The sequence below is a fragment of the Corynebacterium sp. TAE3-ERU30 genome, from assembly GCF_019209925.1.
GTDB classification, from domain to species: Bacteria; Actinomycetota; Actinomycetes; order Mycobacteriales; family Mycobacteriaceae; genus Corynebacterium; species Corynebacterium megadyptis.
On record NZ_JAHUTO010000001.1, the window covers coordinates 248,476 to 272,229 of the forward strand.

At 63.6% G+C, this 23,754-nt stretch carries 23 protein-coding genes; 1 reads left to right on the plus strand and 22 read right to left on the minus strand.

The genetic code is table 11. The features are described from left to right. Positions 1–3 precede the first annotated feature (3 nt). Positions 4–642, minus strand: coding sequence for an MBL fold metallo-hydrolase (locus tag KR227_RS01075; protein WP_370625147.1), 639 nt, complete (start codon positions 640–642; stop codon positions 4–6). A 100-nt stretch (positions 643–742) separates the two neighbouring features. On the opposite strand from KR227_RS01075, the gene KR227_RS01080 reads away from it, so the two are divergent. Beyond that, positions 743–1,597: a peptidylprolyl isomerase gene (locus tag KR227_RS01080; protein WP_218363353.1), complete on the plus strand. Its 855-nt coding sequence runs from the start codon at positions 743–745 to the stop codon at positions 1,595–1,597. A 131-nt stretch (positions 1,598–1,728) separates the two neighbouring features. Here the strand turns inward: KR227_RS01080 and KR227_RS01085 are convergent, their stop codons facing one another. The 21 genes from KR227_RS01085 to KR227_RS01185 all read right to left on the minus strand — a co-directional run bounded on the left by KR227_RS01085 (position 1,729) and on the right by KR227_RS01185 (position 23,752). After that, positions 1,729–4,014, minus strand: a complete 2,286-nt coding sequence (locus tag KR227_RS01085; RefSeq protein WP_218363354.1) for a bifunctional (p)ppGpp synthetase/guanosine-3',5'-bis(diphosphate) 3'-pyrophosphohydrolase — start codon at positions 4,012–4,014, stop codon at positions 1,729–1,731. 23 nt (positions 4,015–4,037) lie between these two features. Beyond that, entirely contained in the window at positions 4,038–4,583 is a 546-nt protein-coding gene (locus KR227_RS01090) for an adenine phosphoribosyltransferase (RefSeq protein ID WP_218363355.1), read from the minus strand. Positions 4,584–4,759: 176 nt separating this feature from the next. Beyond that, positions 4,760–6,352, minus strand: coding sequence for an ABC transporter substrate-binding protein (locus KR227_RS01095; protein ID WP_218363356.1), 1,593 nt, complete (start codon positions 6,350–6,352; stop codon positions 4,760–4,762). 118 nt (positions 6,353–6,470) lie between these two features. Next, positions 6,471–7,577 (minus strand): protein translocase subunit SecF, encoded by a 1,107-nt coding sequence (gene secF / locus KR227_RS01100; RefSeq protein ID WP_218363357.1) that lies wholly within the window; start codon positions 7,575–7,577, stop codon positions 6,471–6,473. 2 nt (positions 7,578–7,579) lie between these two features. Next, a complete protein-coding gene (gene secD / locus KR227_RS01105) occupies positions 7,580–9,460 on the minus strand; it encodes a protein translocase subunit SecD (protein WP_218363358.1) in 1,881 nt (626 codons plus the stop codon). 219 nt (positions 9,461–9,679) lie between these two features. Then, positions 9,680–10,126 (minus strand): preprotein translocase subunit YajC, encoded by a 447-nt coding sequence (gene yajC, locus KR227_RS01110; protein WP_218363359.1) that lies wholly within the window; start codon positions 10,124–10,126, stop codon positions 9,680–9,682. Between the two features lie 72 nt (positions 10,127–10,198). Further along, the gene (gene ruvB, locus KR227_RS01115; RefSeq protein ID WP_218363360.1) at positions 10,199–11,266 is read right to left on the minus strand and encodes a Holliday junction branch migration DNA helicase RuvB; all 1,068 of its coding nucleotides are present in this window, start codon (positions 11,264–11,266) and stop codon (positions 10,199–10,201) included. Between the two features lie 33 nt (positions 11,267–11,299). Continuing rightward, the gene (gene ruvA / locus KR227_RS01120; RefSeq protein ID WP_218363361.1) at positions 11,300–11,905 is read right to left on the minus strand and encodes a Holliday junction branch migration protein RuvA; all 606 of its coding nucleotides are present in this window, start codon (positions 11,903–11,905) and stop codon (positions 11,300–11,302) included. Further along, the gene (gene ruvC / locus KR227_RS01125) at positions 11,902–12,438 is read right to left on the minus strand and encodes a crossover junction endodeoxyribonuclease RuvC (RefSeq protein WP_151528863.1); all 537 of its coding nucleotides are present in this window, start codon (positions 12,436–12,438) and stop codon (positions 11,902–11,904) included. Before ruvC ends, ruvA begins: the two co-directional genes overlap by 4 nt. A gap of 181 nt (positions 12,439–12,619) precedes the next feature. Further along, positions 12,620–13,372 carry a YebC/PmpR family DNA-binding transcriptional regulator gene (locus KR227_RS01130; protein WP_218363362.1) on the minus strand — a complete coding sequence of 251 codons (753 nt, stop codon included), beginning with the start codon at positions 13,370–13,372 and terminating at the stop codon, positions 12,620–12,622. Positions 13,373–13,405: 33 nt separating this feature from the next. Continuing rightward, positions 13,406–13,750 carry an acyl-CoA thioesterase domain-containing protein gene (locus tag KR227_RS10870; RefSeq protein ID WP_218363363.1) on the minus strand — a complete coding sequence of 115 codons (345 nt, stop codon included), beginning with the start codon at positions 13,748–13,750 and terminating at the stop codon, positions 13,406–13,408. Beyond that, positions 13,751–14,269, minus strand: a complete 519-nt coding sequence (locus tag KR227_RS10875; RefSeq protein ID WP_218363364.1) for an acyl-CoA thioesterase domain-containing protein — start codon at positions 14,267–14,269, stop codon at positions 13,751–13,753. 23 nt (positions 14,270–14,292) lie between these two features. Continuing rightward, a complete protein-coding gene (pdxS, locus tag KR227_RS01145; RefSeq protein WP_218363365.1) occupies positions 14,293–15,171 on the minus strand; it encodes a pyridoxal 5'-phosphate synthase lyase subunit PdxS in 879 nt (292 codons plus the stop codon). A gap of 53 nt (positions 15,172–15,224) precedes the next feature. Then, positions 15,225–15,737, minus strand: a complete 513-nt coding sequence (locus tag KR227_RS01150; RefSeq protein ID WP_218363366.1) for a hypothetical protein — start codon at positions 15,735–15,737, stop codon at positions 15,225–15,227. A 10-nt stretch (positions 15,738–15,747) separates the two neighbouring features. Continuing rightward, positions 15,748–16,872 carry a glycosyltransferase family 4 protein gene (locus tag KR227_RS01155; protein ID WP_218363367.1) on the minus strand — a complete coding sequence of 375 codons (1,125 nt, stop codon included), beginning with the start codon at positions 16,870–16,872 and terminating at the stop codon, positions 15,748–15,750. Then, entirely contained in the window at positions 16,872–17,858 is a 987-nt protein-coding gene (locus KR227_RS01160) for a phosphatidylinositol mannoside acyltransferase (RefSeq protein WP_218363368.1), read from the minus strand. Before KR227_RS01160 ends, KR227_RS01155 begins: the two co-directional genes overlap by 1 nt. A 98-nt stretch (positions 17,859–17,956) precedes the next feature. After that, positions 17,957–18,610 (minus strand): phosphatidylinositol phosphate synthase, encoded by a 654-nt coding sequence (gene pgsA, locus KR227_RS01165; RefSeq protein ID WP_218363369.1) that lies wholly within the window; start codon positions 18,608–18,610, stop codon positions 17,957–17,959. Then, positions 18,603–19,193 (minus strand): HIT domain-containing protein, encoded by a 591-nt coding sequence (locus tag KR227_RS01170; RefSeq protein WP_218363370.1) that lies wholly within the window; start codon positions 19,191–19,193, stop codon positions 18,603–18,605. Before KR227_RS01170 ends, pgsA begins: the two co-directional genes overlap by 8 nt. Next, on the minus strand, positions 19,177–21,243 hold the full coding sequence (gene thrS / locus KR227_RS01175; protein ID WP_218363657.1) for a threonine--tRNA ligase: 2,067 nt from the start codon (positions 21,241–21,243) through the stop codon (positions 19,177–19,179). The genes KR227_RS01170 and thrS overlap by 17 nt, the downstream gene beginning before the upstream one ends. A gap of 201 nt (positions 21,244–21,444) precedes the next feature. After that, a complete protein-coding gene (locus tag KR227_RS01180; protein WP_218363371.1) occupies positions 21,445–22,734 on the minus strand; it encodes a Dyp-type peroxidase in 1,290 nt (429 codons plus the stop codon). Between the two features lie 367 nt (positions 22,735–23,101). Further along, positions 23,102–23,752: a copper chaperone PCu(A)C gene (locus KR227_RS01185; RefSeq protein ID WP_218363372.1), complete on the minus strand. Its 651-nt coding sequence runs from the start codon at positions 23,750–23,752 to the stop codon at positions 23,102–23,104. Positions 23,753–23,754 lie beyond the last annotated feature (2 nt).

Below are 23,754 nucleotides of genomic sequence, written 5' to 3' on the forward strand. Positions count from 1 at the left end.
ATATCAGGCGAGGAAGGGGTTGGACTTCAACTCCGTGGCCATCGTGGTCTCCGGCCCATGCCCGGGCAGCACGTGCAGCTCGGGCGGGAGCTGAGAGACGACATCGGCCAGGCTGCGCTTCATCGCGGCAGGATCCGAGCCCGGCAGATCGGTGCGGCCAATCGAGCCGGCGAAAAGCACATCGCCGGAAAAGCACACCTGCCGCCCCACGAAGAGCACCGAGCCTGGGGAATGGCCCGGGGCATGACGCACCGTGAAGCGCTCCTTAGAGATGTGGACCTCAGCGCCGTCATCGAGATAGTGCAGCGTGTCCGGAAAGGGCATGGAGGCGGCGTCGAAAAGCTGCTGTGCCTGCTCAGACACCCCGGAACCATCTTTGAGCATGCCCGCATCCTGGGGGTGAATGAAAACGGCGCAGCCATGCTCATTGGCGAGGGCGGCCGCATCGCGGGTGTGATCAATGTGGCCGTGGGTCAGCAGCACCTGCTCCAAGGTGAGATTGTTCTGCTGTAGGTGCTGGGTGATCGCGGCGGCGGCGCCGAGGCCGGGATCGATCACGGTCGCGTGCTCGCCATCAGAGATGACATAGCAGTTGGTCTGGAAAGGGCCGGTGACCATCATCGCAAGATTCATTCTCACCATCATAGGTTGCGGGCGGTACCACCACTGCGCCCGCGATACTCTAAACTGTGTTCAGTTAGCACGGAATCTACGAGCACATGAGGCTAGGTGAGCACCCCTAATGGAGAGCAATAAGAAGCGTCGCGAGGAGTCGATGCGCGCCCTCGAGCGCGAAATCAAGTCCCGTGATCGGAAGGAAAAGACCCAGCCTCTCGGCGTGGCACTGGCCTCGCTGGCGGTGATTGGTCTCGCTACCGCCGGTATCTACTGGGCTTCGACGCACGACAGCGATGATGCGGTGGAGGCCTCCGAGGAGACCAGCACCACCGAGGCAGCAGAGCAGGACATCACTCCCCTGGCCACCGAGCGCACCACCCCCCTTGCAGAGACCGTCACCTGCTCCTATGAGGATTCCGGCCGTGAGGCCAGCCGCGAGGTCTCCCGCCCCAACCAAGAGGATGTGCCCGCCCGCGGCACCGTCACCGTCACCCTCGAGACCAGCCAAGGCCCCATCGGCATGAAGCTGGATCGTTCCGTGTCTCCCTGCACCGTCAATGCGGTGGAGCATTTGGCACAGGAGGGCTTCTACAACGATACGATCTGCCACCGCATCACCACCTCCGGTATTCACGTGCTGCAGTGCGGCGATCCGAGCGGCCAAGGATCGGGCGGCCCGGGCTTCCAATTCGCCAACGAGTTCCCCACCGATGAGGCCTCGGATCAGGCCAAGCAGCAGCCCGTGAACTATGAGCGCGGCACCATCGCCATGGCCAATAGCGGCCTCGATACCAATGGCTCGCAGTTCTTCCTCAACTACGACGACTCCCCGCTGCCGCCGATGTACACCTACTTCGGCACCATCGATGAGGCCGGGCTGAAGACCCTCGATTCCATCGCCGAGAAGGGTGCCGCCGAGGGCGCCGGCGATGGCGCTCCCGCGGAGGAAGTAAAGATCACCACCGCCACGGTGAGCTAGAACATAACCCGCCCGGCCGCAGCCGCTGCGGCCGGCACAAGGCAATAAAGGCCCACACTCTCATTCCCCAACGGGGAGAGTGTGGGCCTTCGCATTGCGCTGAGGGCAGCGACTCCGCGGTTTATCGCTCTTTAGCCGCCGGAGGTGACGCGGTAGACGTCGAAGACGCCTTCGATACTGCGCAGATGGTGCATCAGGGATCCCAGCTGCTTGGAATCCGAGACCTGGAAGGTAAAACGCAGCATCGCCACGCGGTCATCGGCAACGCGGGTATTCATCGCGGTCACCGTCACCTTCTGCTCCGCGATCACCCGGGTAACCTCCAGCAGGAGGCCATTGCGGTCAAGGGCCTCGACTTGCAGCGTGGCGGCGAAGACCGTCCCCGAGGACTCCGAGGCCCAGGACACCTGAATCAGCCGCTCCGGCTCCTGCTGGAGCTTCTCGGCATTGGTGCAGTCGGCGCGGTGCACGCTCACCCCACCACCGCGGGTGACGAAACCGAAGATGGTATCGCCCGGCACCGGGGTACAGCACTTGGCCAGCTTCGCCATCACATCCGGGCTGCCTTCCACCAGGATGCCGGTGGAGGAATCCTGGTTCGCTCGCTGCTTCGAATTCACCAGCTCATGGAAGGGGGTGCGCGCGGCGAGGGCGTCCTCGGCATCGTCGGCATCGCCGAAGGTCGCCATGAGGCGATTCATCACATGCCGCGCCGAGACCGAACCATTACCGATCGCGGCGTAGAGCGTCTCCACATCCTGGTAGTGCAGCTCCTCGGCCACCGCCCGCATGGACTGCGAGGTGATCAGCCGGTGCAGGGGCAACCCACCGCGCTGCACTTCGGTGGCGAGGGCATCACGGCCGAGCTCCACATGCTCTTCGCGGCGTTCCTTGGCAAACCATTGCCGGATCTTCGCCTTGGCGCGCGGCGAGGCCACGAACTTCTCCCAGTCTTGGCTGGGTCCTGCGGCCTGATCTTTGGAGGTAAATACCTCTACCCGATCGCCGGAATTCAGCTTGGTTTCGAGCGCCACCAATTTGCCGTTGATCTTCGCGCCGATACAGCGATGCCCCACCTCGGTGTGTACCGCATAGGCGAAGTCCACGGGGGTGGCATCCACCGGCAGGTTCACCACATCGCCCTTGGGGGTGAACACGAAGATCTGCGTGCTGCTGAGGTCATAGCGCAGCGAATCGAGAAACTCATTCGGGTCGGCGGCTTCTTTTTGCCAATCCAGCAGCTGGCGCAGCCACGCCATCTGATCCAGATCGGCTTTATCGCCCTTGTGCGAGCCCTTGGTCTCCTTATAACGCCAGTGCGCGGCGATACCGAACTCGGCGTTGTAGTGCATCTCGTGGGTGCGCACCTGCACCTCGAGCGGCTTGGTTCCCGGCCCCATCACGGTGGTGTGCAGCGACTGATACACCCCGAAGCGGGGCGCGGAAATATAGTCCTTGAAGCGCCCGGGCATGGCGGAGTAGAGCGAGTGCACCGCACCGATGGCGGCATAGCAGCTATTGATGTCATCGACGAGCACGCGGATGCCGATGAGATCGAAGATCTCGTCGAAATCGCGGCCCCGCACGATCATCTTCTGATAGATCGACCAATAGTGTTTGGGCCGGCCCATCACCTCGGCGTGGATGTTGTTGTCCTTGAGGGTGGTACTGAGCTCGTCGATGATCTGGGTGATATAGCGATCCCGCGAGGGGGCACGATCCGCCACCAAGCGCACGATCTCTTGATACTTCTTCGGATACAAAATGGCGAAGGAGAGATCCTCCAGCTCCCACTTCACCGACGCCATGCCGAGCCGGTGCGCCAGCGGCGCAATCACCTCAAGGGTTTCGCGCGCCTTTTTGGCCTGCTTCTCCGGGGGCAAAAAGCGCATGGTGCGCATATTGTGCAGGCGGTCGGCCACCTTGATCACCAACACCCGCGGATCATTGCTCATGGCCACGATCATTTTGCGGATCGTTTCCGCCTCCGCGGCCGCCCCGAGCGCCACCTTGTCCAGCTTGGTCACCCCATCAACCATGCGGGCGACTTCCTCACCGAAGTCCCGGGTGAGATCCTCCAAGGTGTAGTCGGTGTCCTCCACCGTGTCATGCAGCAGCGCCGCCAACAGGGTGGTGGTATCCATGCCGATCTCCGCGGCGATCGTGGCTACCGCCAAGGGATGGGTGATATAGGGGTCACCGGACTTGCGGTACACGCCCTCGTGCAGCCGCTCGGCGGTGGAGTATGCCCGCTCCAAGAGGGCGATATCGCACTTCGGGTGGATCTCGCGATGAATGCTGATCAGCGGCTCGAGGACAGGATTAGCCTTGACCTTGTTGCCGGTGAGGCTACGGGCGAGCCTGGCAGACATGCTGCGGACACTGACTTGGTTGCGTCCAGGTTTGTTTTCCGGCATAGCGCTAAGTGTATTAGATAAACCTAGGCGATATCCCCATTGTTGAGGACAACCAAGGGTACGTCTTCGAGCTTCTGCCGGCCGCCGAGGCCGCCGACCTCCAGCACGAGAGCATTGCCCACCACGGTGGCCCCGGCCTTTTCCAGCAGGCTGCGCGCCGCGCAGAGAGTTCCGCCTGTCGCGAGGACGTCGTCGACAAGCGCAATCTTGCGCCCCTGCAACTCCACGCCACTGCCGGGGATCTCGAGCGCTGCCGAGCCATATTCCAAGTCATATTCCGCGCTGAAGACCGGCGGCGGCAGCTTGCCCTTTTTCCGGATCGCCAGCACGCCCATGCCGAGCTTATAGGCCACCGCAGAGCCGAGCAGGAAGCCGCGGGCATCGAGGCCGCCGATCATCTCCGCACCCATTTCTTTCACAGCCTGGGAGAGCTCATCGACGATCACCCGTAGCGCCTCCCCATCGGCGAGCACCGGGGTGAGGTCCTCAAAGATCACGCCTTCGGCGGGAAAATCGGGCACATAGCGGATGCGATCGGCAAGGGCGTCGCGGGCGGTTGCATACGACATGGCTATACGTGTGGCCTTCCTGTCAGGTGCTGGGCAGCCGCAGGCTCACCCAGCGGGCACCAAAGGTGCACGGGATTCATCGAGCATGAAGTTGGGACGCTCCCCCACGAACGCGATCGACTGCCACGACCGCACCGCGGCGATACGACGCCGGCGCCGCGAGAGGCGAGCGCAGGTTATGTGACCTGCCAGCGCGACATGTTCCAGCCGATCCCCGCTCGTGAGGTGTTAGGAACAACGTTACCCACCGAGTTGTCCACCACAAACGTGCGGGGTTGGGCAGCGAGCGGAATGGAGGGGATCTCATCCCACAGCCGCTCCTCCGCTTGGCGCAATAGCTCGCTATTATTCGCGGGCGCATTCACTGAGGCGTACTCGGTGCGGGTATCCACGGCCACCAAAATCGCATCGGCTTTCCCCTCCAGATCGGCTGGGCCGCCCCACTCATTCGTGGCGGTGCGGGAGAGATCACCGAGATCATTGGTGATATCCGAGACATCCGTGATCGTGATCCCGGCTTTGGCACAGCTTTCCCCAATGGCTTCCACAATCGCTTTTTTCCGTGGATCGGGGGCGGTATAGCCGATACGGATCGTCGCTCCCTCTAGCTCGGCACGGGCCTTGGCCATATCGGTGCCGAGATTGCGATCGGAAATATCGCGGGTGCTCTCAAAGGTCGGCGCGATCGCCGGGCTGAGGCGGGTGCCTACCGGCGGCACATCCACGCCGGAATACCCAGAGGACAATTGGGCGATCTCATTTTGATCCACGCAGGCGGCAAAGCCCCGCCGTTTCTCTGGGGTGGCGAGCACCCCCGAGTTGGCGAGATTGAGTTGTTCGATCAGCTGCCCCACCTCGCGGGTGACCTCATAGGGGTTGGCGGTGTCATTGCGGTCCACCCAGTCGATCGAGGAGGCATTCACCAGATCCGCGATCTCCAAGGAGTTCTGCTCGGCCTTGGCCACCCGGTCCACCCCGGCGGGATAGACCACGATCTTATCCAGGGAGGGGGCGTCTCCTGCGTAGTGCGGGTTAGGCACGAGCACCACCGAGCCATCGTCGAGCACCTCGGAGATCTTCATCGGGCCTGAGGAGGCGTGCAGCTCGGGGTCAAAGTTCTTCAGCAAAAAGGCATCGTTCCATGCGGTGCCAATCTTGTTCATCTGCTCGGGGGCGCCGCTAGTAATCGCCTGCCACATCTCGTCTTCGCTCAGCCCAGCGGCGCGGGCGATGATATGGGCGGGCAGCACGGTGCCGGGGCCGAAAAGCTGCTTCCACCGGGAGCCGAAGGAGTCCTTGAACTGCACCGTGAAGTTTTTGGAGCCGCGCTCGCATTTCACATCGGCGACCTGCTGCATCAGCGGGTTATAGGCTTTGAAATAGGCTTCCTGCGTCGCGGCGATGAAGGAGAGATAGAAATCATCGCAGGTCACCGGCACCTCATCGGAGAAGATGGCGCTCTTATTAATGGTGTAAATGATCTGCACGCTTTGTCCCGGCAAGGACTGGCCCTGCGCCAGATCCATATTGGGGATGGTCTGCCCTTGCGGGCCGTGCACGAATACCGGCGGATATAGCCGTGAGGCCAGCTGTTCCGCGTTGGTGCTCACCCCGATTGTGGAGGCCGCATTGGTCGTCACCAGCGGGGTGTCCACGGCATAGCCGAAGACTTCCTGCGGCGGCTGTTCTTCCTCCGCGCAGCCGGCCAGCCCGAGAACCCCCACAGCTAGCATCACGATCACGCGGCGCAGAGTCATTCCTGCACTCATCAGGGTTTCCTTCATTCTTGCTGTGCTTATCGACGCTCACCTGCGCCACCGCAGCCGACGTGCCCCGCAGGACACCGCCGCTGCCGTGGCCATGCGGTCCGCACCGCCAGGCACATCACTAGTGGGTGGTGGGGCGCCAGCTGAGCGCCTCCGGCTGCCCGTGCTCCGCCGGCTGCGGGGCCTGAACCGTGCGGCCGGTATCGACCGGAGAATCTTCCGGATCCTCTGCTGCCCCGGAGCGATAGCGCTCCACGGCAGCGTTGTGCTCCCGTACTTCCTTGGTGCGGTTTTTCATCGACACCAAGCAGGGAGCGGCGAGGAAGATCGAGGAAAGAGTACCCTGCACCACGCCGATGAGCTGCACCAGTGCGAGATCCTTCAAGGTGCCCACACCGAGCATCCACACCGCGACCACCATCAGCGAGATGATCGGCAGCGCCGAGAGCACCGTGGTGGAGATCGAGCGCATCACCGTCTGGTTAATGGCACGGTTGGCCAGCTCCGCATAGGTGCGCCGGCGCGAGGACTGAAAACCGGCGGTGAGTTCGGAGACCTTATCGAAGACCACCACGGTGTCATAGAGCGAGAAGGCCAGCACGGTCAGCAGGCCGATCACGGTAGCGGGGGTGACCTCGAAACCGATGAGGGCATACACACCGGAGATCACGATCGCGTCCACCGTGATACACGCGATGGCGGATACACCCATGAGCTTCTCAAAGCGCAGGGCAATGAAGGCGAAGACGAGCGCCAGGAATACGCCCATGGCCAGCAGCATGCGTTCGGTAATGGTCGAGCCCCAGGATTCGGAGACGGTGGAGTCACCGATGGCATCCGGGGAGGGCTCTCCCTGCGAGTCCTTGGGCTGGAAGGCATCATAGAGCGCCGCGCGGGCGTCATTGATCTGTTCCTCGCCGAGCCGCTCCGAGGTGATCTCCAGGATGCGGGCATCGCCCGAACCGACGACCTGCACCGCGTGCGGGTCCACCCCGGTGGCGTCTTCAAAGACCTGCTCCACTCGGGTCTCGTCGAGATCCCCGGCGGGCATATTCATCTTGGTGCCGCCCTGGAAATCGATACCGAGGCTGAATCCCCGGATCGCGATCGAGGCGAGGGCAATAAGGATGACGATGGCGGCGATGGTGTACCAGCGCTTGCGCTTGCCGATGAAATCGACGCCGCCCTCGCCGGTGTAGAGCCGCTTGATGATAGAGGTATCACTCATGGTTACTTCTCTCCTGCCGCATCGTTCGAGCCGTTGCCGGCGATAACCTCATTGGCATAGGGCGCCTCCGGAGCGGAGCCGGCGGCGGCGCGCTCATCGCGCACCTTCATCACCGCGCCAAAGCCATTGCGGGACGTCTTATTGAACCACGCGCGGCGGCTGGCGAGCAGCACCAGCGGCGCGGTCACCAAGAAGGTGACGACCAAGTTGAAGATCGTGGTCAGACCCAAGGTAAAGGCGAAGCCCTTGACGGATCCGACTGCGAGGACGTAGAGCACGATGGCCGCGATCAGCGACACCGTATTACCGCTGAGAATGGTGCGCTTGGCAGACTGCCAGCCGCGCGGCACCGCCGAGCGGAAGGTGCGGTTATTATCGCGGATTTCATCCTTGATGCGCTCATAGAACACCACGAAGGAGTCGGCGGTCGTGCCCAGACCGATAATCAGACCAGCGATACCGGCCAAGTCGAGGCTATAGCCGATCCAGCGGCCCAGCAGCACCAAGGCACCGTAAACCAAGGCATTGGCCGCCACGAGGGTGAAGATCGCCAGAGCGCCGAAGACGCGGTAGTAGCTGAAGGCGAAGACGGCGATAAGGACCAGACCCACAATGCCCGCGATCAGGCCCGCCTGCAGCGAGGCGCTACCCAGCGAGGGCGGGATCGTGGTGGTGGTTCCGCCGAGCTCGCCGTTTTCGCCGGCGAAGCTCAAGGGCAGCGCACCATAGCGCAGGTTATTGGCCAGCTCGGTGGCCTCCTGCTGCGAGAAGCTACCCGTAATCGAGGTGCCCGATCCCACCGGGGTGGCGGATTGGATCACCGGGGCGGAGATAATCTGCGAGTCAAGGGTGATCGCGATCTGCCGTTGCAGGTACTCCTCGGTCAGCTTCGCCCACGTCGAGGAGCCCTGCTCGCCACCGGAGGACTTAAAGGCGAAGTTGATCTCCATGGTGTTGCGCTCGGGATTGAAGCCACCGGTGATCGGCTGGGAGGTATCGATCTCATTACCGGTCAGGCGCGTGCCCTGCTCCTCATCGGTCTGGCCCACGAGCAGCGGGACGGCGTCGAGAAGCATCACCTGGCCCACGCTCGGATCACAGGCCACCAAGGGCTTTTTCGGATCATCGGTACCGGCGAGCGGATCCAGCGGTGCCGGCTGCGAGCGATCTTCTTGTTGCTCACACACCATGAGCTGGCGGGCCGCTACCTGCCGCGCCAGATCATCGGATTGGCGGTCCTCGCGGAGTACCTCCAGCTCCTTATCGCGCTGTTCGGCCTGCTCCAAGGAGTTCTTTGGCTCGGCCGGCGGATTCTCGCTCACCTTCGGGGCATCGAAGGTCTTTTTCTCGCCCACGAGCTGCTCCGAGTTATTCGACAAGGTGGTGGCGACCTCGTCGAGCACGCTCTGGGCGTACTCCTTGGTGCTCGCGCCGACGCTGACCCAGCGATTCGCCATGGTCTCCAGCGCCGAAAGATTATCTTCCGGGGATGGGATCTCGGTCGGGGTGAGCACGGGGCGGAACATCAGCTGCGAGGTCTGCGAGAGCGCCTTGGCCTGGGCGGTATCTTCACCCGGCACGGAGATCACGAGCGTATCGCCATCGGTGATCACTTCCGCGCCGCTGACGCCCATACCGTTCACGCGGTTTTCCAGAATGGTGCGCGCCTGCGCCAGCTGCTCCGAGGTGGGATCCTGGCCCTGTGGGACCAGGGTCACCCGGGTCCCGCCTTGAAGATCAATACCCAGCTTGGGGACGGGCCTGCGGTCTCCAGTGAACAAGACCAGGGCGTAAACCAGCACGAGGATCAGCGCAAACACGCCGATCGCCCGCTTCGGCCACGCCGATGGTCCCAGCTGCGACCGCTTGCTGCGGGATGCCACGAACGTTTCCTCCTCCAATGAACAGATGAGCCTCGCCACGGGCGCCGTGGCCCGCGTACCTCATCAACCGGCGTGAATCAGCCGCCGCCACAAGGATGTACTGGGGCGGCGGTTGCGCGCCGCATGCACAGCGCGCGCAGGTCATTCGACCATAGTACGGCATAGGACACGCCCCCACTGAATTAGTAGCCAGTGGAGGCGGTGAATGAAATCAACAGCTTAGTCGCGGCGGTTCTCAGCCGAGCCTTGCCAACCTTCGGGGTGCTGCTCGGGGGCCGGTGCATCCTGCTGTTCCGGATGCGGCTGCTCCAGATTCTCCGGGTGTACCCCCTCAGCGGACTGCTCCTCGTACTGCGGTGCCAGCGGCTGCTCGCTCGTCTCCTCCATCACCGGGGCGGACTCGGCGCCAGGGGCCTCGAGTGTGCGCACCACGGCGATCAGCTCGAAGGTGGAGACCACGCCCTCGGCGATCTCGAGATCCACGGTGTTCTCGCTGCGATCGCGCACCGTGGCGTAGAGCCCAGCGCTGGTGACCACGCGGTCGCCGGGACGCAGGGATTCTTGAACCTGGCGGATCTCATTGAGACGCTTGCGCTGAGTGCGCATCTGTAAAAAGGCGGGCAGCAAAAAGAGCGCCAGAATAATGAGCAGAAATAGAGTCGACATAGTGCCTACCAGTGTGCCAAACTCTGGCGCCGCGAACAACGGGATCTACACCCGCCGGTGTTCGCGGAGGCGCTAGAACAGCCCCACGGTTCCCTCCGGCGGCTCTAGGCCGATATGGCGCCAGGCAGCGGCGGTGGCCACTCGACCCCGCCCGGTGCGGCTGATCATGCCGGCGCGCACGAGATAGGGCTCGCAGACTTCTTCCACGGTCGAGGGCTCCTCACCCACCGCGATGGCGAGGGTGCTCACTCCCACCGGTCCGCCGCCGTGGCCCTTGATCAACGCGCTGAGCACCGCCCGATCCAGGCGGTCAAGCCCCATCTCATCGACATCAAAGACCACGAGCGCGGCCTGGGCTGCAGCGAGGGTGATATGCCCATTGGAATGCACATCGGCATAGTCGCGCACCCGCCGCAGCAGCCGATTGGCGATACGCGGGGTGCCGCGGGAGCGGGAGGCGATCTCGTGGCCGGCATCCTCATCGATACTCACCCCGAGGATCTTGGCGGCGCGCAGCACCACGCAGGTGAGATCGGCGGGACCATAGAACTCCATTTGGGCGGTGAAGCCAAAGCGATCACGCAAGGGGCCGGTGAGCATACCGGAGCGGGTGGTCGCCCCCACCAAGGTGAAGGGAGCTAGCTCCAAGGGGATCGAGGTGGCCCCGGGGCCTTTGCCGACGATCACATCAATACGGAAATCCTCCATCGCCATGTAGAGCATTTCTTCTGCCGGACGGGCCATGCGGTGGATCTCGTCGATAAACAGCACATCACCCTCGGTGAGATTGGAGAGCATGGCTGCAAGATCGCCGGCGCGTTCGAGTGCGGGACCAGAGGTCATACGCAGATTGGAGTTGAGCTCGGCGGCGATGATCATCGCCATGGTGGTCTTGCCCAGCCCAGGCGGGCCGGATAACAGCACATGATCGGGCGCCACTCCCCTGCTCCTGGCGCCGCCCAGCACCAGCTCGAGCTGCTCGCGCACCTTGGGCTGGCCGATGAACTCGCCCAAGCTTTTCGGGCGCAGATTCACCTCATCATCGTGCTCGCCCTCGTTGAGCTGCGGGCTCAGAGCAGAATCCGGCGGGCGCACTGCCCCCTCGGGGAGCTGAAACTCGGTCTTTTCTACATTCGACATAGCGCAGGTGTCCTTCCCACTTGCTCCTCGAGCCTAGTTGCTGCTCAGCGTGGCGAGGCAGGCGCGCAAGGCGGCGGAGACGTCCAACTCCGGCTGGGCGGCCAGCACGCTCGCCACGGCCGCATCGGCATCCTTGCGGCTAAAGCCCAAGTTCTCCAAGGCCTCGGCCACATCCTCGGCCACCCCACCGCTGAGTGCGGGGGCGGCGGTGCTGGGCTGCGGGGCGACGGCGCCGACGAAGGGCTCGACCTTCTGCTTCAGATCCACCACCATGCGCTCCGCGGTGCGCTTACCCACGCCGGGGATCTTCTCCAGCGCGGCGGCATCGCTGCGGCTGATATATCCGGCCAGCTCGGTGGGGCTGGCCATGGCGAGCGCGGCCAGCGCCAACTTGGGCCCCACCTTGGAGACGGTGCAGAGCAGATGGAAGAACTCCTTTTCCTCGCTATTGGCGAAAGCGAAAAGCTCCATGGAGTCTTCCCGCACGATCTGCGCCACCACCACGAAGCACTCCTCTCCCTGGCGCATGGTGCCGAGGGTGCGCGGGGTGGCGCTGATGCTATAGCCCACTCCGGCGCATTCGATGATCGCGCCCGAGAGGCCGAGATCAATACAGGTTCCGCGCAGGGATGCGATCATGTGCTGCTGCTCCTTTGGTGTTGCTTGGCCAGCTCCGCTTGGTGCGCCAGGGCGGGGGCGCGCCAGCAGTGGCATACCCCCAACGCTAAAGCATCGGCAGCATCGGCCGGCTTGGGTGGTTCCGCCAGCCCCAGAATGCGGGTGATCATGGCGGTCATTTGTTTCTTATCGGCGCGGCCATTGCCCGAGATGGCCTTCTTCACTTCCGAGGGGGTGTACATGTGCACTGGGATGTGGCACTCGGCGGCGGCGAGCACGAGTACCCCCACGGCGTGGGCGGTGTGCATCACCGTCGAGACGTTACCGCGTTCGAAGACGCGCTCGATGGCCACCACATCTGGATCATAGTCTCGGATCCATTCCTTCACCGCCTGGCTGAGCTGGAGCAGACGCGCCGTCAGCTCATCTTTCGCCGGGGTGCGCACCACCCCCACAGCCACGGGATATACGGCCCGACCCCGCCCTGCCTGCACCACAGACAGGCCACAGCGGGTCAAGCCTGGGTCAATGCCCATCACCCGCAGGCCCTCCATGGTGTTTGCAGCGCGCACCCGTGTGTCCTCCTCGTTGTCTCAGACCATGTTTAGCACATTTTTTCGCACGATCCCGTATCAGCGGTGTGCGGGGCGCAGAAAACGCCCTCGCCGCCGCAGTGGCTGCAGGGAGAGGGCGTTGATCATGCCGCAGACGGGATGCGCCTGGCGGGCGGCGTCGCTAAGCGTCGAGCTGAGCGGCCACCTCGTCGGAGATATTGATATTGGAGTAGACGTTTTGCACGTCATCGGAATCCTCGAGCAGATCCACCAAACGCAGGATCTTGCGGGCGAGATCTGCATCGGCCTCCACCTCGACGGAGGCGCGGAAATCCTGGTCGGCGTCATCGACCTTCATGTCGTTTTCCTCCAAGGCAGCGCGCACGCCGCGGGTATCAGAGGGAGAGCAGACGACCTCGAACTTCTCGCCGAGATCATTGACCTCTTCGGCGCCGGCGTCGAGCACAGCCATGAGCACATCGTCCTCAGTGAGCTCGCCCTTGTCCACGACCACCACGCCGACGCGGGTAAAGAGGTAGCCCACGGCGCCGGACTCGGCCATGTTGCCGTTGTTCTTCGACATAATGCTGCGCACCTCGGAGGCCGCGCGGTTGCGGTTATCGGTGAGGCACTCGATAAGCATGGCCACGCCGCCCGGGCCATAGCCTTCGTACATGATGGACTGCCAGTCGGCGCCGCCAGCCTCTTCGCCGGAGCCGCGCTTGCGGGCGCGCTCAATATTGTCATTGGGCACCGAGGCCTTCTTGGCCTTGCGGATCATGTCATCGAGGGTCGGGTTCGCTGCCGGATCGCCACCGCCAGTACGGGCCGCCACCTCGATATTCTTGATCAGCTTGGCAAACTCCTTGCCACGCTTGGCGTCGTTAGCGGCCTTCTTGTGCTTGGTTGTTGCCCACTTTGAGTGGCCTGACATCAGCGTTCCTCTTCTCTTGAAAAAACTTCGCGTTCAACAGTCGTTAGTAAGCGGTTTATCAGTATAGCGTGAGTGCTTCAGGTGCCGAGTCAGGCCTTCCTGTGTGGCGATAGCAACGAGCTGCCCAGCGGCATCATAGATCCGCCCCTCACAGAAGGAGCGGCCGCTGCCGGCCGCCGGCGAAGTCTGCACATAGGCCAGCCACTGATCCACCCGCACCGGGCGGAGAAACCACAGGGAATGATCCAAGGAGGCCATCTGCAGCGGGGTATGCGGGTGGCGCACCTGGGCGGCGGAGAGCAGGGTGGCATCCGAGATATAGGACAGCGCACAGCTATGCAGCAGCGCATCTGCCGGCAGCGCCGCGGTGGAGCGCATTCACGCCACTTGGGTGGCGGCGGCGGTGAGTGGGGCGCTTAAGCGCTCGCGGGGAACAATGCGGATATCCCACTCCGGCCACTCGCGATCGAAAAACGCCGCCCGCGCCGAGTCGGCGCGGGAAATCTCCTCCGGAGCCGGCAGCACTGGAGCGGGCTCGTAGTGGCTCAGCCCAGCATCCCTGCCGTGGTGCAGACTCACCTGCGCGCTGCACAGCAGCTGCCCGGATTGGGAGAGGCTCACCAGCCGGGAGTGAAAGGAGCGCCCCTCGCGCAGTCGCTGCACCCTCACCTGGGTGGGCTGGGCCGGATCACCGGGGGCGAGGAAATAGCAATGCAGAGAATGCGGAGAAAACTCCGCATCGACGCTACGCGCCGCCGCCGCCACAGCCTGAGCCACGAGCTGGCCGCCGAAGGTGCGCTCCAGCGAGGTGGGCACCACCGGCGCCTGAAACTCATCCGTGGCGATGGCGCGGAGATCGCAGAGCTGCTCGATCTGGGAGGGCTGTGGCTGCTGCATAGCGTGGACGGGGCCGGCGGTGCTTAGCAGCCGCGATCGGCCATGCGCTGCTGCTCGCTGAGATCATCGCAATTGATGCCCACCATGGCCTCGCCAAGGGAGCGCGAGACCTCGGCGATCACGCTGGGATCGTTGTAGTGCGCGGTGGCCTCGACGATGGCCCGCGCCCGCTTTTCTGGATTACCGGACTTGAAGATGCCGGAGCCGACGAATACGCCCTCGGCACCGAGCTGCATCATCATGGCGGCATCGGCCGGGGTGGCCACGCCACCGGCGACGAAGAGGGTCACCGGCAGCCGGCCGGTGGAGGCGGTCTGCCGCACCAGCTCATAGGGGGCCTGCAGCTCCTTGGCGGCATGGTAAAGGGCCGTCTCATCGAGGCTCGCCAGCTTCGCGATCTCGGCGCGAATGGTGCGGATATGCGTCACAGCATTGGAGACATCCCCGGTGCCGGCCTCGCCCTTGGAACGAATCATGGCCGCGCCCTCGGCGATACGGCGCAGGGCCTCGCCCAAGGTGGTGGCACCGCAGACAAAAGGCACCTCGAAGCGATGCTTATCCACGTGATGGGAGTGATCGGCGGGAGTGAGCACCTCGGACTCGTCGATCCAGTCAATACCGAGGGCCTGCAAGACCTGTGCTTCCACGAAGTGGCCGATGCGTACCTTGGCCATCACTGGGATGTCCACGGCCTTCTGGATACCGGCGATCATGTCCGGATCGGACATCCGAGACACGCCGCCATCGCGGCGAATATCGGCGGGGACGCGCTCCAAGGCCATCACGGCCTTCGCGCCTGCTGCCTGAGCGATCTCTGCCTGTTCGGGAGTCACCACATCCATGATCACTCCGCCGAGCAGGCGGTCAGTAACGCCTGCGTGTACTCCATTGGTGTCTGCCACTGGGAATAAACCAACCCTTCTTGAGCCGATCGAACATCTTTAGCCACATAATGCTAGCTTTTTTTGCCCGTATCGTGGGAGGTTTTTTCCATAAAGGGGGTGGCAAGCGGCAATTCCACGTATTGCGGCATGGGGGCGCGTCCCCCCAGGTGCAGCACGCGCACCACGGGGCGAATCCGGAGCGCACGGGTGTCCACCACCGCATCGTTGTAGAAGCGGTGGGTCAGCTGCACCCGCACCACCGCGTCGATAATAGGTCTGGGCAGGGGCTCATCCGCGTGAGCCGCGCTGTATTTTTTGAGGGCCTTGATGAGTTCTTTTTCTTTATCCACCCGCAGCGACACATGGTGCGGATCCAGTGGCTCGTTCTGCGCGGCATAGGCGTAGGAGGCCACCTCCTCGATACTTGCCGCGATCACGGCGGCCCGCATATCGAGCGCCGCCTGAAGGTTCACCAAGGCGGCATCGAGCCGAATATGCATCCGGTTGAGTCGCTGAGCGGTAAAGACGGCCCAGAGCACCACCGTGGTGAGGACAATGGCAAGGAGTACATATACCGCGCTCATGACGTACCTTTCACTTCAGTTTTACGCTGGTGCCATCGGCGACGGCCTCATACACCTGCAGGATCTGCGTGGTCACTGTATCCCAGTCATAGCTGGCGGCGCGGGCCACACCGGCGTCTACGAGGCTGCGACGTTGTGCGGGCGAGTCGATGAGCCGCCGCAGCTGTGCGGCCAGATCCGCAGCATTACCATTGGGGAACAGCAGCCCGGCGGGGGTATCGCTATAGGCGTTGGTCACCGCGGCGAAGGCTTCTAGATCGCTGGCGAGCACGGCACAACCGGCGGCCATGGCCTCGACGAGCACGATGCCGAAGCTCTCCCCGCCGGTGTTGGGGGCCACATAAATATCGGCCCGGCCGAGAATCTCGGCCTTCTCCGCATCGGAGACCTTGCCCGCATAGTGCACCCCTGGCATCGGCCGCTGGGTCCCGGCCCCGATCACCGTGCAGCGGAAGGGACGATCCAACTGCGTCAGCGCGCGCAGCAAAATATCGAGGCCCTTGCGGGGCTCATCGAGCCGCCCGAGAAAGACAATCTCTGGCACCTGCTCTGCGCTTATCGACGCCGCCCCGCCGGCCTCGTCCTCCTCGCTGCGGCGGCGCGCCGCAGCGAACTGCCGCGTATCCACCCCATTGGGGATGAGCACCGGATCGCCGCCAAGCTGCTCCACTTGCCAGCGCCGCGCCAGCTCGGAGACCGCGATGCCGCCGCGGATCTTTTCCAGCAGCGGCCGCAGTACCGGAGTGGAGAGCTTCAGCAGCTTCGACCCGGAACTGGAGGCGTGATAGGTGGCCACGATCGGCCCGTGGGCCAGGCGCAACGCCGTCATTGAAAAGCTGGGCGAGTTGGGCTCGTGAATATGCAGAATGTCGAAGTTGTTCTCGGTGATAAAGCGCTTCAACCCGCTATCGACGTGCGGGCCAACGGAGATGCGCGCCACCGAGCCGTTATAGGGAATCGGCACCGCTCTGCCGCCGCGAACCACCCAGTCGGGCACCTCCGCAGCGTTGGTGGCCGGGCCGATGGCGCGCACATAGTGTCCGCGTTCGCGCAGGGCGTGCCCGAGATCCAAGATATGGGCCTGGACGCCGCCGGGCTCGTCGAAGGAATAGGGGCACACGATACCAATACGCATTAATTGCCCTCCCCAGTGTCTCCGGCGCCCGGTGCTGGCGGGTTCTCGGACTGCTGGGCGGCGCGGCTCCGGGCGAGGCGCGCCGGATCGAGGTCGGCGAGCCAGAGTGGCTGCAGCATGTGCCAATCGGCGGGGTGGGCGGCGATATTGGCCTCGAATCCCGCGGCGATGCGCTGGGTGGTGGACTGCAGATCATCCACCTCAATTTCTGGGGAAACATCAAGCCCCCAGGTATCGGCGCTGGGATAGAAGCTATGCACCACGTGCAGGCTGGCGCCGGTGTCCAGGGCGAGCCGGGCGGGACCGGCTGGGAAGAGGGCGGGCTGGCCAAAGAAGTCCACCTCTACCCCGCTGGCGCGCAGGTCGCGTTCGCCGAGCAGGCACACCACCCCGCCATTATCGAGGGTCTGCTTGAGCTTCTGGTAGGGGCCCGTGCCCTGTTCATCGCGGTGCGGCAGTACCTGAAATCCGAGGGAGCTGCGATAGTCCACGAAGGCTTCGTAGAGCTCGGCGGGTTCGAGGCGTTCGGCCACGGTGGTGAAGCTGCCGTGGCGATGGACCAAAAACACCCCAGCCATGTCCCAGTTGCCACTGTGCGGCAGGGTGAGGATCACCCCGCGTCCTGTGGCGAGGGGCTCGTCTAAGTGATCGAAGCCGCGCACGGTGGAATTGAGCGAGTCCAGCAGCTGCGGATCGGTGGCGATGCGCGGCAGCCGGAAGGCCTCCATCCAATAGCGGGTATAGGAGCGCATGGAGGCGCGCATCAACGCTGGGGTTACCGCAGCGGGGCCCACGACGCGCTCGAGGTTGCGGCGCAGCTGGATAGGGCCGCGGCCCCGCTTGCTCGCGATATCGGCGCCGAGGGTTGCTAAGGCGCTGGCGACCGGGCGGGGCAGCTGGGACAGCGCCGCCCAGCCGAACATGTAGCCGGCGGCGGCCCAGTGGCGCTCAGCAAGGGCGTAGCGTAGGCGGCTCCAGGGGGTCATCGTAGGGCGGGCTCCTCACACAGCACGGGCAGCGCCGCGCCCACGCTGTGAGCGACGACGCCGCCCAGTGGATGCACAGTGTCGTGGGCGGATGGGGTCTAGCGGGTCCTCGGGGTACGCGCCCCCGCGGGAGGCGCGATCCTGTCCTGGCCGTGGGTGGAGTTGGCGGCCATGGCGAGACGTTGGACCACGGTGAATACCGATCCTACCGCCAATACCCAGATGGCCACGTCCACCGCATAGGGAACGCCGAAGCCCTGCAAGCCAATGCCCAGAAGCCCGATGATGAGCCTCTCGGGGCGCTCGATAAGCCCGCCGACCATCTTCAGGCCGCTAGCCTCGCCCCGGGCTTTGACATAGGAGATCACTTGGGAGCACACCAGCACCACCAAGGAGGCGACCACCAGCGGCTGGGGTGCCTCGTAGCTATAGATCAGCCACCAGGTAATCGCCGCGAAGAGCGCGCCATCGGTGAGCCGGTCGCAGGTGGCATCGAGAGTGGCGCCATATTTGGTGCCGCCGCCGCGCAGCCGCGCCATGGTGCCATCGACCATGTCGAAGGCCACGAATAACCCGGAAAGCACGGCTGCTGCGACCAGATGGCCGGTGGGGATGAGGACCACGGCGAGCAGGGTGGAGACCACTGCCCCGAACACGGTGACCACATTGGGGGTGAGATTCCACTTCACCAGGCGCTTCGCGATGGGCTCCACCACCACGGCGGCGGGTTTGCGTCCATGCACGCTAAGCATCGCTATCAGCCTCCCACGCCTCGGCGAGGAGCTGGCGGGTATCACGCAGCAGCTGCGGCAGTACCTTTACTCCATCGATCACCGTCATGAAGTTGGAATCGCCGCTCCACCGCGGCACCACATGCAGGTGCAGGTGCTCCCCCACCGAGCCGCCGGAGGCGCGACCCAGGTTGAAGCCGACATTGAAGGCATCGGGGGCCGAGACGGATTTGATCACGCGCACCAGCTTTTGGGCGAAAGCCATCAGCTCGGCGGTCTCCTCCACGCGGAGATCTTCTAGGTTGGCCACTTGCCGATAGGGCACCACCATGGCGTGCCCAGAGTTATACGGGTAGAGGTTCAGCACGCAGTAGACGAGCTCGCCGCGGGCCACGATCAGCCCTTCCTCATCGCTCATCTCGGGGATGGCGAGGAAGGGATTGCGCGGCCGCGCCTCCGCGCTGCCCGCACCGCCCGCGCTGGCGTCGCGAATATAGTTCATCCGATAGGGCGCCCAGAGCCGCTCGAGGCGGTCGGGAATCCCCAACCCAGAATCCTTATAGGACTCTGCGGGCTGCGTCTCGGGTTTAGCTTGGCGTTCCACGGAACTCCTCAACGAGTTCTTTAGTCGGCTGAGCGTTGATGCGCTGGTCCACCCAGTTGCGGATCAGCGTCTGCGCCTGCTCAACCGGCACCCCATTGACCTGGGAGCCATCCAAGAAACGGAAGCTCACGGCGTTGGCCTCCACATCGCGGCCACCGGCCAGCAGCATGAAGGGCACCTTGCCGGTGGTGTGGTTGCGGATCTTCTTCTGCATACGATCATCCGAGGTGTCCACCTCGGCGCGGATGCCGGACTGGCGCAGGCCAGCGCAGACATCCTCGAGGTAGCCGGAGAATTCATCCGCCACCGGAATGCCCATCACTTGGTGCGGGGCCAACCACGCGGGGAAGGCGCCGGCATAGTGCTCGAGCAGCACACCGAAGAACCGCTCAATCGAGCCGAAGAGCGCGCGGTGAATCATGATCGGACGCTGCTTGGAGCCATCGGGGGCGGTGTATTCCAGGTTGAAGCGCTCGGGCAGGTTGAAGTCCAGCTGCACGGTGGACATCTGCCAGGTGCGGCCGATGGCATCGCGTGCCTGCACGGAGATCTTCGGACCATAGAACGCAGCACCGGCCGGATCGGGCACCAGCTCCAGGCCGGAGCGAGTAGCTACGTTTTCGAGAATCTCGGTGGAACGCTCCCAGATCTCGTCGGAGCCGACGAACTTCTGCGGGTCCTTGGTGGACAGCTCGAGGTAGAAATCATCCAGGCCGTAGTCCTTGAGCAACGAGATGATGAAGTCGAGCACCCGGGTGAGCTCATCTTCCAACTGCGCCTCGGTGCAGTAAATATGCGCATCGTCCTGGGTGAAGCCGCGGGCGCGGGTAAGGCCGTGGATCACACCGGACTTCTCGTAGCGATACACGGTACCGAACTCGAAAAGCCGCAGCGGCAGCTCGCGATAGGACCGTCCCCGAGAGGCGAAGATCAGATTGTGCATCGGGCAGTTCATGGGCTTGGCGTAGTAGTCCTGCGGGGGCTTGACCACAGCGCCATCATCGTCGTACTCGCCATCGAGCTGCATGGGCGGGAACATGCCGTCCGAGTAGAAGTCCAAGTGCCCGGACTTCTTGAAGAGATCCCCCTTGGTCAAGTGCGGAGTATTGACAAAGGAGTAGCCGGCGCTGATGTGGCGGCGGCGGGAGTGCTCCTCCATCTCCAGGCGGACGATACCGCCGGCGGGGTGGAACACCGGAAAGCCGGAACCGATCTCATCGGGGAAGCTGAACAGATCCAGCTCCGCACCGAGGCGACGGTGATCGCGCTTCTCGGCTTCGGCGAGCATCGTCTGGTATTCCGCGAGCTTTTCCTTGGACTCCCACGCCGTGCCGTAGATGCGCTGCAGGCCGGCGTTGTTCTGATCGCCGCGCCAATAAGCGGCCGAGGAGCGGGTGAGCGCAAAGGCCGGAATGTATTTGGTGGTGGGCACGTGCGGGCCGCGGCATAGGTCGTACCATTCCACATCGCCGGTGCGCGGATTGCAGTTGGCGTAGCTGGTGAGCTCGCCGGCGCCGACCTCGGTGGCCTCGTCCGAGTCGGGATCCACATTGCCCTTATCCTCGATCAGCTCGAGCTTATAGGGCTCATGGGACAGCTCGGCGCGGGCCTCATCCTGGGTGGCGTAGACCCGGCGCTCGAACTTCTGCCCCTGCTTGATGATCTTCTTCATGCGCTTTTCAATGCGCTTGAGATCCTCGGGGGTAAAAGGCTCGGCGGCGTCGAAATCATAGTAGAAGCCATTGTCGATGGCCGGGCCGATGCCCAGCTTGGTGCCGGGAAACTCTGCCTGGACCGCCTGGGCGAGCACGTGGGTACAGGAGTGACGGATGACTCCGCGCCCCTCTTCGGAGCACGCAGGAACGGGGGTGAACTCGGTGTCCTCAGTGGGGACATAGGACAAATCGCGCAATGTTCCCTCGGGATCCTTCGCCACCACGATGGCTTCGGGGCCCTTATTGGGCAACTCGAGCTCGCGCATGGCCTGGCCCACAGCCTGGCCGGCGGGGACGAGGAAGGGATCCACACTGCAGTAGACCGGGTCTGACATACTCACGTTTCTTCGTGCTCCTCACACATCTTGTGCCCCGGCGACATACCTGGTCGCTAGGGCGTTTCCTAGGCGGGGGTCGCCCACCCAGACGTCGTCTCTCTGTTTAGGGAGTTGCAGACGCCACCGAGGGCAGCGTCGATAAGCGCTGCTCCCATGGACGTCTGCACACACGTCTGCGGGGTATCTTACCCCGTGCCGCTAGGATTCCAGCAGCCCCCTGCCCCAATAGTCATCCTCGGTGGTGCCAGGGAAGATGAAAAAGACGGAGGAACCGATGTGCGTGATCCACTGGTTCAAACGATCGCCTTCGTCGAGACGCCGTTGAATCGGGGTGAATTGCTCATCGGGGTTCTTCTGGTAACAGATGAACAACAGGCCCGAATTGGATAGCTGCTCCGAGCCGGGTTCCGGCTGCAGATCATAGCTATACGGGCGGCGCAGAATCTTCTGCTCCGGCTTATCCGCTGGCGGATGCGAGCGCGCCATGTGACTCATCGGGTCGATCACCGGCAGCCCGAACTTATCGGTGGCCTCGAAATCGGCGGGGGTGTGCTCCTCGCCGCCGGTGAGCGGGGCCCCGGTATCGAGGGTGCGCCCCACAGACAGCTCGCGGGAACCACGGTCCAGAATCTCCCAGGTGTCAATATTCATGGCGATACGGCGCAGCACCATGCAGCTACCACCGCGCATCCAGTCGGGCCCCTCATCGATCCACACCTGCTCCTCATACTCTTCTTCCGTATGCGGATTGATGGTGCCATCGATCTGGCCGAAAAGATTGCGCTGCGTAGTATCGGCCGTCACCGTGCCATCGGCATTGGAAAAGCCCTGCTGGATCCACTTGACCGTGACATAGTGGTCGCCGGCGCGAACCATGTGCCGCATCGCGTGCGCCAGCGTCAAACCATCATCGGCGCAGATCTGCAGCACAATATCGGCCTCGCCCCACTTCGGATCCAGCTGATCGCGAGAAAAGGCGGGAATGGGGTGCAGCCACTCGGGGCGCAGCTCGGGTCGGCCGATGATATCGAAGAAGCGCTCGCCCACCCCAGCGGTGATGGTGAGGTTCGCGGGAATCTCCGCAAGCTCTTCCTCGAGATCACCCAGCGGGGCCACGCCCTGGGTCAGGCGGCGGGCATCCATGGTCCACAGCCGGAAGAGACGCTGCATGTCCTCAACGGTGCTATTGGGGCGCACCGTAAAGGCGCAGACCGCTACTCGGGCCTGCTTGGATGTGGCGATACCCGCTTGGTGCGGGCCATCGAAATCGACGGTGGCGTGGCGCAGCCGGGTGGATACGTCCTTATTCTCTGCCGCGGTGCCGACCTCGGGATTGTCCTGGCCACGCGCGCAGGACGCCAGTCCCGCCCCAGCGGCCAAGGTGGTGGCGCCGCTGAGGAAGGCGCGGCGATTGACTCCGCCGGAGCGGCCCGGGCTCGCCGATCCGTGCGGTTGGGGGTTCTCGTCCACGGGTTTGCCATGGGACATATTGGAAGACACCATCCTCCTCTATAGGTTTCCGATCCCGCTCTTGCGCCTCAGAAATAACACACACGACGAGGCCCCAGATGCGGGCACGCTGGGCACTATGTATGAAGTTGTAGACACGCGTAGAGGTGCAGGCTTATCGACGCCACCCTCTCGCCCACTCCACTGACGGAGAGGCGGTGGCAGCGTGAAGGGCGCCCGTCGGCGGCCACGCCGCGAGCTAGACACACGATCTAGCGCACTTTCTGGTCGAAACAGGCGCCCTCTTTTAGCTAGCGACGTCCATCATCTCCTAGCGGCGAGCACTGCTGGAGCCGCGGCTGCGGCCCCGACAGAGCTAGGCGCTGGGAGGTGACGGCGACGGTGCTTAGGAGTGATCGTGGTCCATGTGGTCGTGGTCCATACCATCGTGGTCCATACCGCTGTGGCCCTGGACGCCACCATCGGCGTCGTAGCTCTCCTCGCCGGAGGCGATGTCACGAACCTCGACCTCGTCGAAGGTGTAGGAGGTGCCGTCGTCGAGGGTAATGGTGATGGAGACGGTGTCACCGGGCTTGATGGCCTTGTCATAATCCATGATCATGAGGTGATTAGCGCCCGGCTGCAGCGGAGCCTCGCCATTAGCGGGGATCGGCAGGCCGCCCTCGAGCTCACGCATGACACCATCGGCCACCTCGTGGATCTCGTTCTTCGGTGCATCCAAAGAGGTGGTGAAGGAGGTGACCAGGATGTCCTGATCGGTGTTATTCACCAGGGTGCCGAAGACGGCGGTCATGCTCTTATCGGCCGGCTTTGCCTTCACGTAGGCATTCTGGAACTCGACGTCCTTGGAGGAGGCCTCGGTAGAGGTCTCGGTGCTCTCAGTACTTGCCGGAGCGGAGGAGCTCATCGAGGGGTTATCGGTGGGATCCTTGGGCATGTCGGAGTCTTTTTCCATCTCCGGGGAGCATGCAGCGAGAGTCAGGGAGCCGGTTGCGAGTAGAGCTGCGGCAACTGTGGCGAATTTACGGGTAATCATTT

Coding starts and splice junctions, on each gene's coding strand:
- KR227_RS01075 (WP_370625147.1), bottom strand. CDS start 642: ATGGTGAGAATGAATCTTGCGATGATGGTCACCGGCCCTTTCCAGACC.
- KR227_RS01080 (WP_218363353.1), top strand. CDS start 743: ATGGAGAGCAATAAGAAGCGTCGCGAGGAGTCGATGCGCGCCCTCGAG.
- KR227_RS01085 (WP_218363354.1), bottom strand. CDS start 4,014: ATGCCGGAAAACAAACCTGGACGCAACCAAGTCAGTGTCCGCAGCATG.
- KR227_RS01090 (WP_218363355.1), bottom strand. CDS start 4,583: ATGTCGTATGCAACCGCCCGCGACGCCCTTGCCGATCGCATCCGCTAT.
- KR227_RS01095 (WP_218363356.1), bottom strand. CDS start 6,352: ATGAGTGCAGGAATGACTCTGCGCCGCGTGATCGTGATGCTAGCTGTG.
- secF (WP_218363357.1), bottom strand. CDS start 7,577: ATGAGTGATACCTCTATCATCAAGCGGCTCTACACCGGCGAGGGCGGC.
- yajC (WP_218363359.1), bottom strand. CDS start 10,126: ATGTCGACTCTATTTCTGCTCATTATTCTGGCGCTCTTTTTGCTGCCC.
- ruvB (WP_218363360.1), bottom strand. CDS start 11,266: ATGTCGAATGTAGAAAAGACCGAGTTTCAGCTCCCCGAGGGGGCAGTG.
- ruvA (WP_218363361.1), bottom strand. CDS start 11,905: ATGATCGCATCCCTGCGCGGAACCTGTATTGATCTCGGCCTCTCGGGC.
- ruvC (WP_151528863.1), bottom strand. CDS start 12,438: ATGGAGGGCCTGCGGGTGATGGGCATTGACCCAGGCTTGACCCGCTGT.
- KR227_RS01130 (WP_218363362.1), bottom strand. CDS start 13,372: ATGTCAGGCCACTCAAAGTGGGCAACAACCAAGCACAAGAAGGCCGCT.
- KR227_RS10870 (WP_218363363.1), bottom strand. CDS start 13,750: ATGCGCTCCACCGCGGCGCTGCCGGCAGATGCGCTGCTGCATAGCTGT.
- KR227_RS10875 (WP_218363364.1), bottom strand. CDS start 14,269: ATGCAGCAGCCACAGCCCTCCCAGATCGAGCAGCTCTGCGATCTCCGC.
- KR227_RS01150 (WP_218363366.1), bottom strand. CDS start 15,737: ATGAGCGCGGTATATGTACTCCTTGCCATTGTCCTCACCACGGTGGTG.
- KR227_RS01155 (WP_218363367.1), bottom strand. CDS start 16,872: ATGCGTATTGGTATCGTGTGCCCCTATTCCTTCGACGAGCCCGGCGGC.
- KR227_RS01160 (WP_218363368.1), bottom strand. CDS start 17,858: ATGACCCCCTGGAGCCGCCTACGCTACGCCCTTGCTGAGCGCCACTGG.
- pgsA (WP_218363369.1), bottom strand. CDS start 18,610: ATGCTTAGCGTGCATGGACGCAAACCCGCCGCCGTGGTGGTGGAGCCC.
- thrS (WP_218363657.1), bottom strand. CDS start 21,243: ATGTCAGACCCGGTCTACTGCAGTGTGGATCCCTTCCTCGTCCCCGCC.
- KR227_RS01180 (WP_218363371.1), bottom strand. CDS start 22,734: ATGTCCCATGGCAAACCCGTGGACGAGAACCCCCAACCGCACGGATCG.
- KR227_RS01185 (WP_218363372.1), bottom strand. CDS start 23,752: ATGATTACCCGTAAATTCGCCACAGTTGCCGCAGCTCTACTCGCAACC.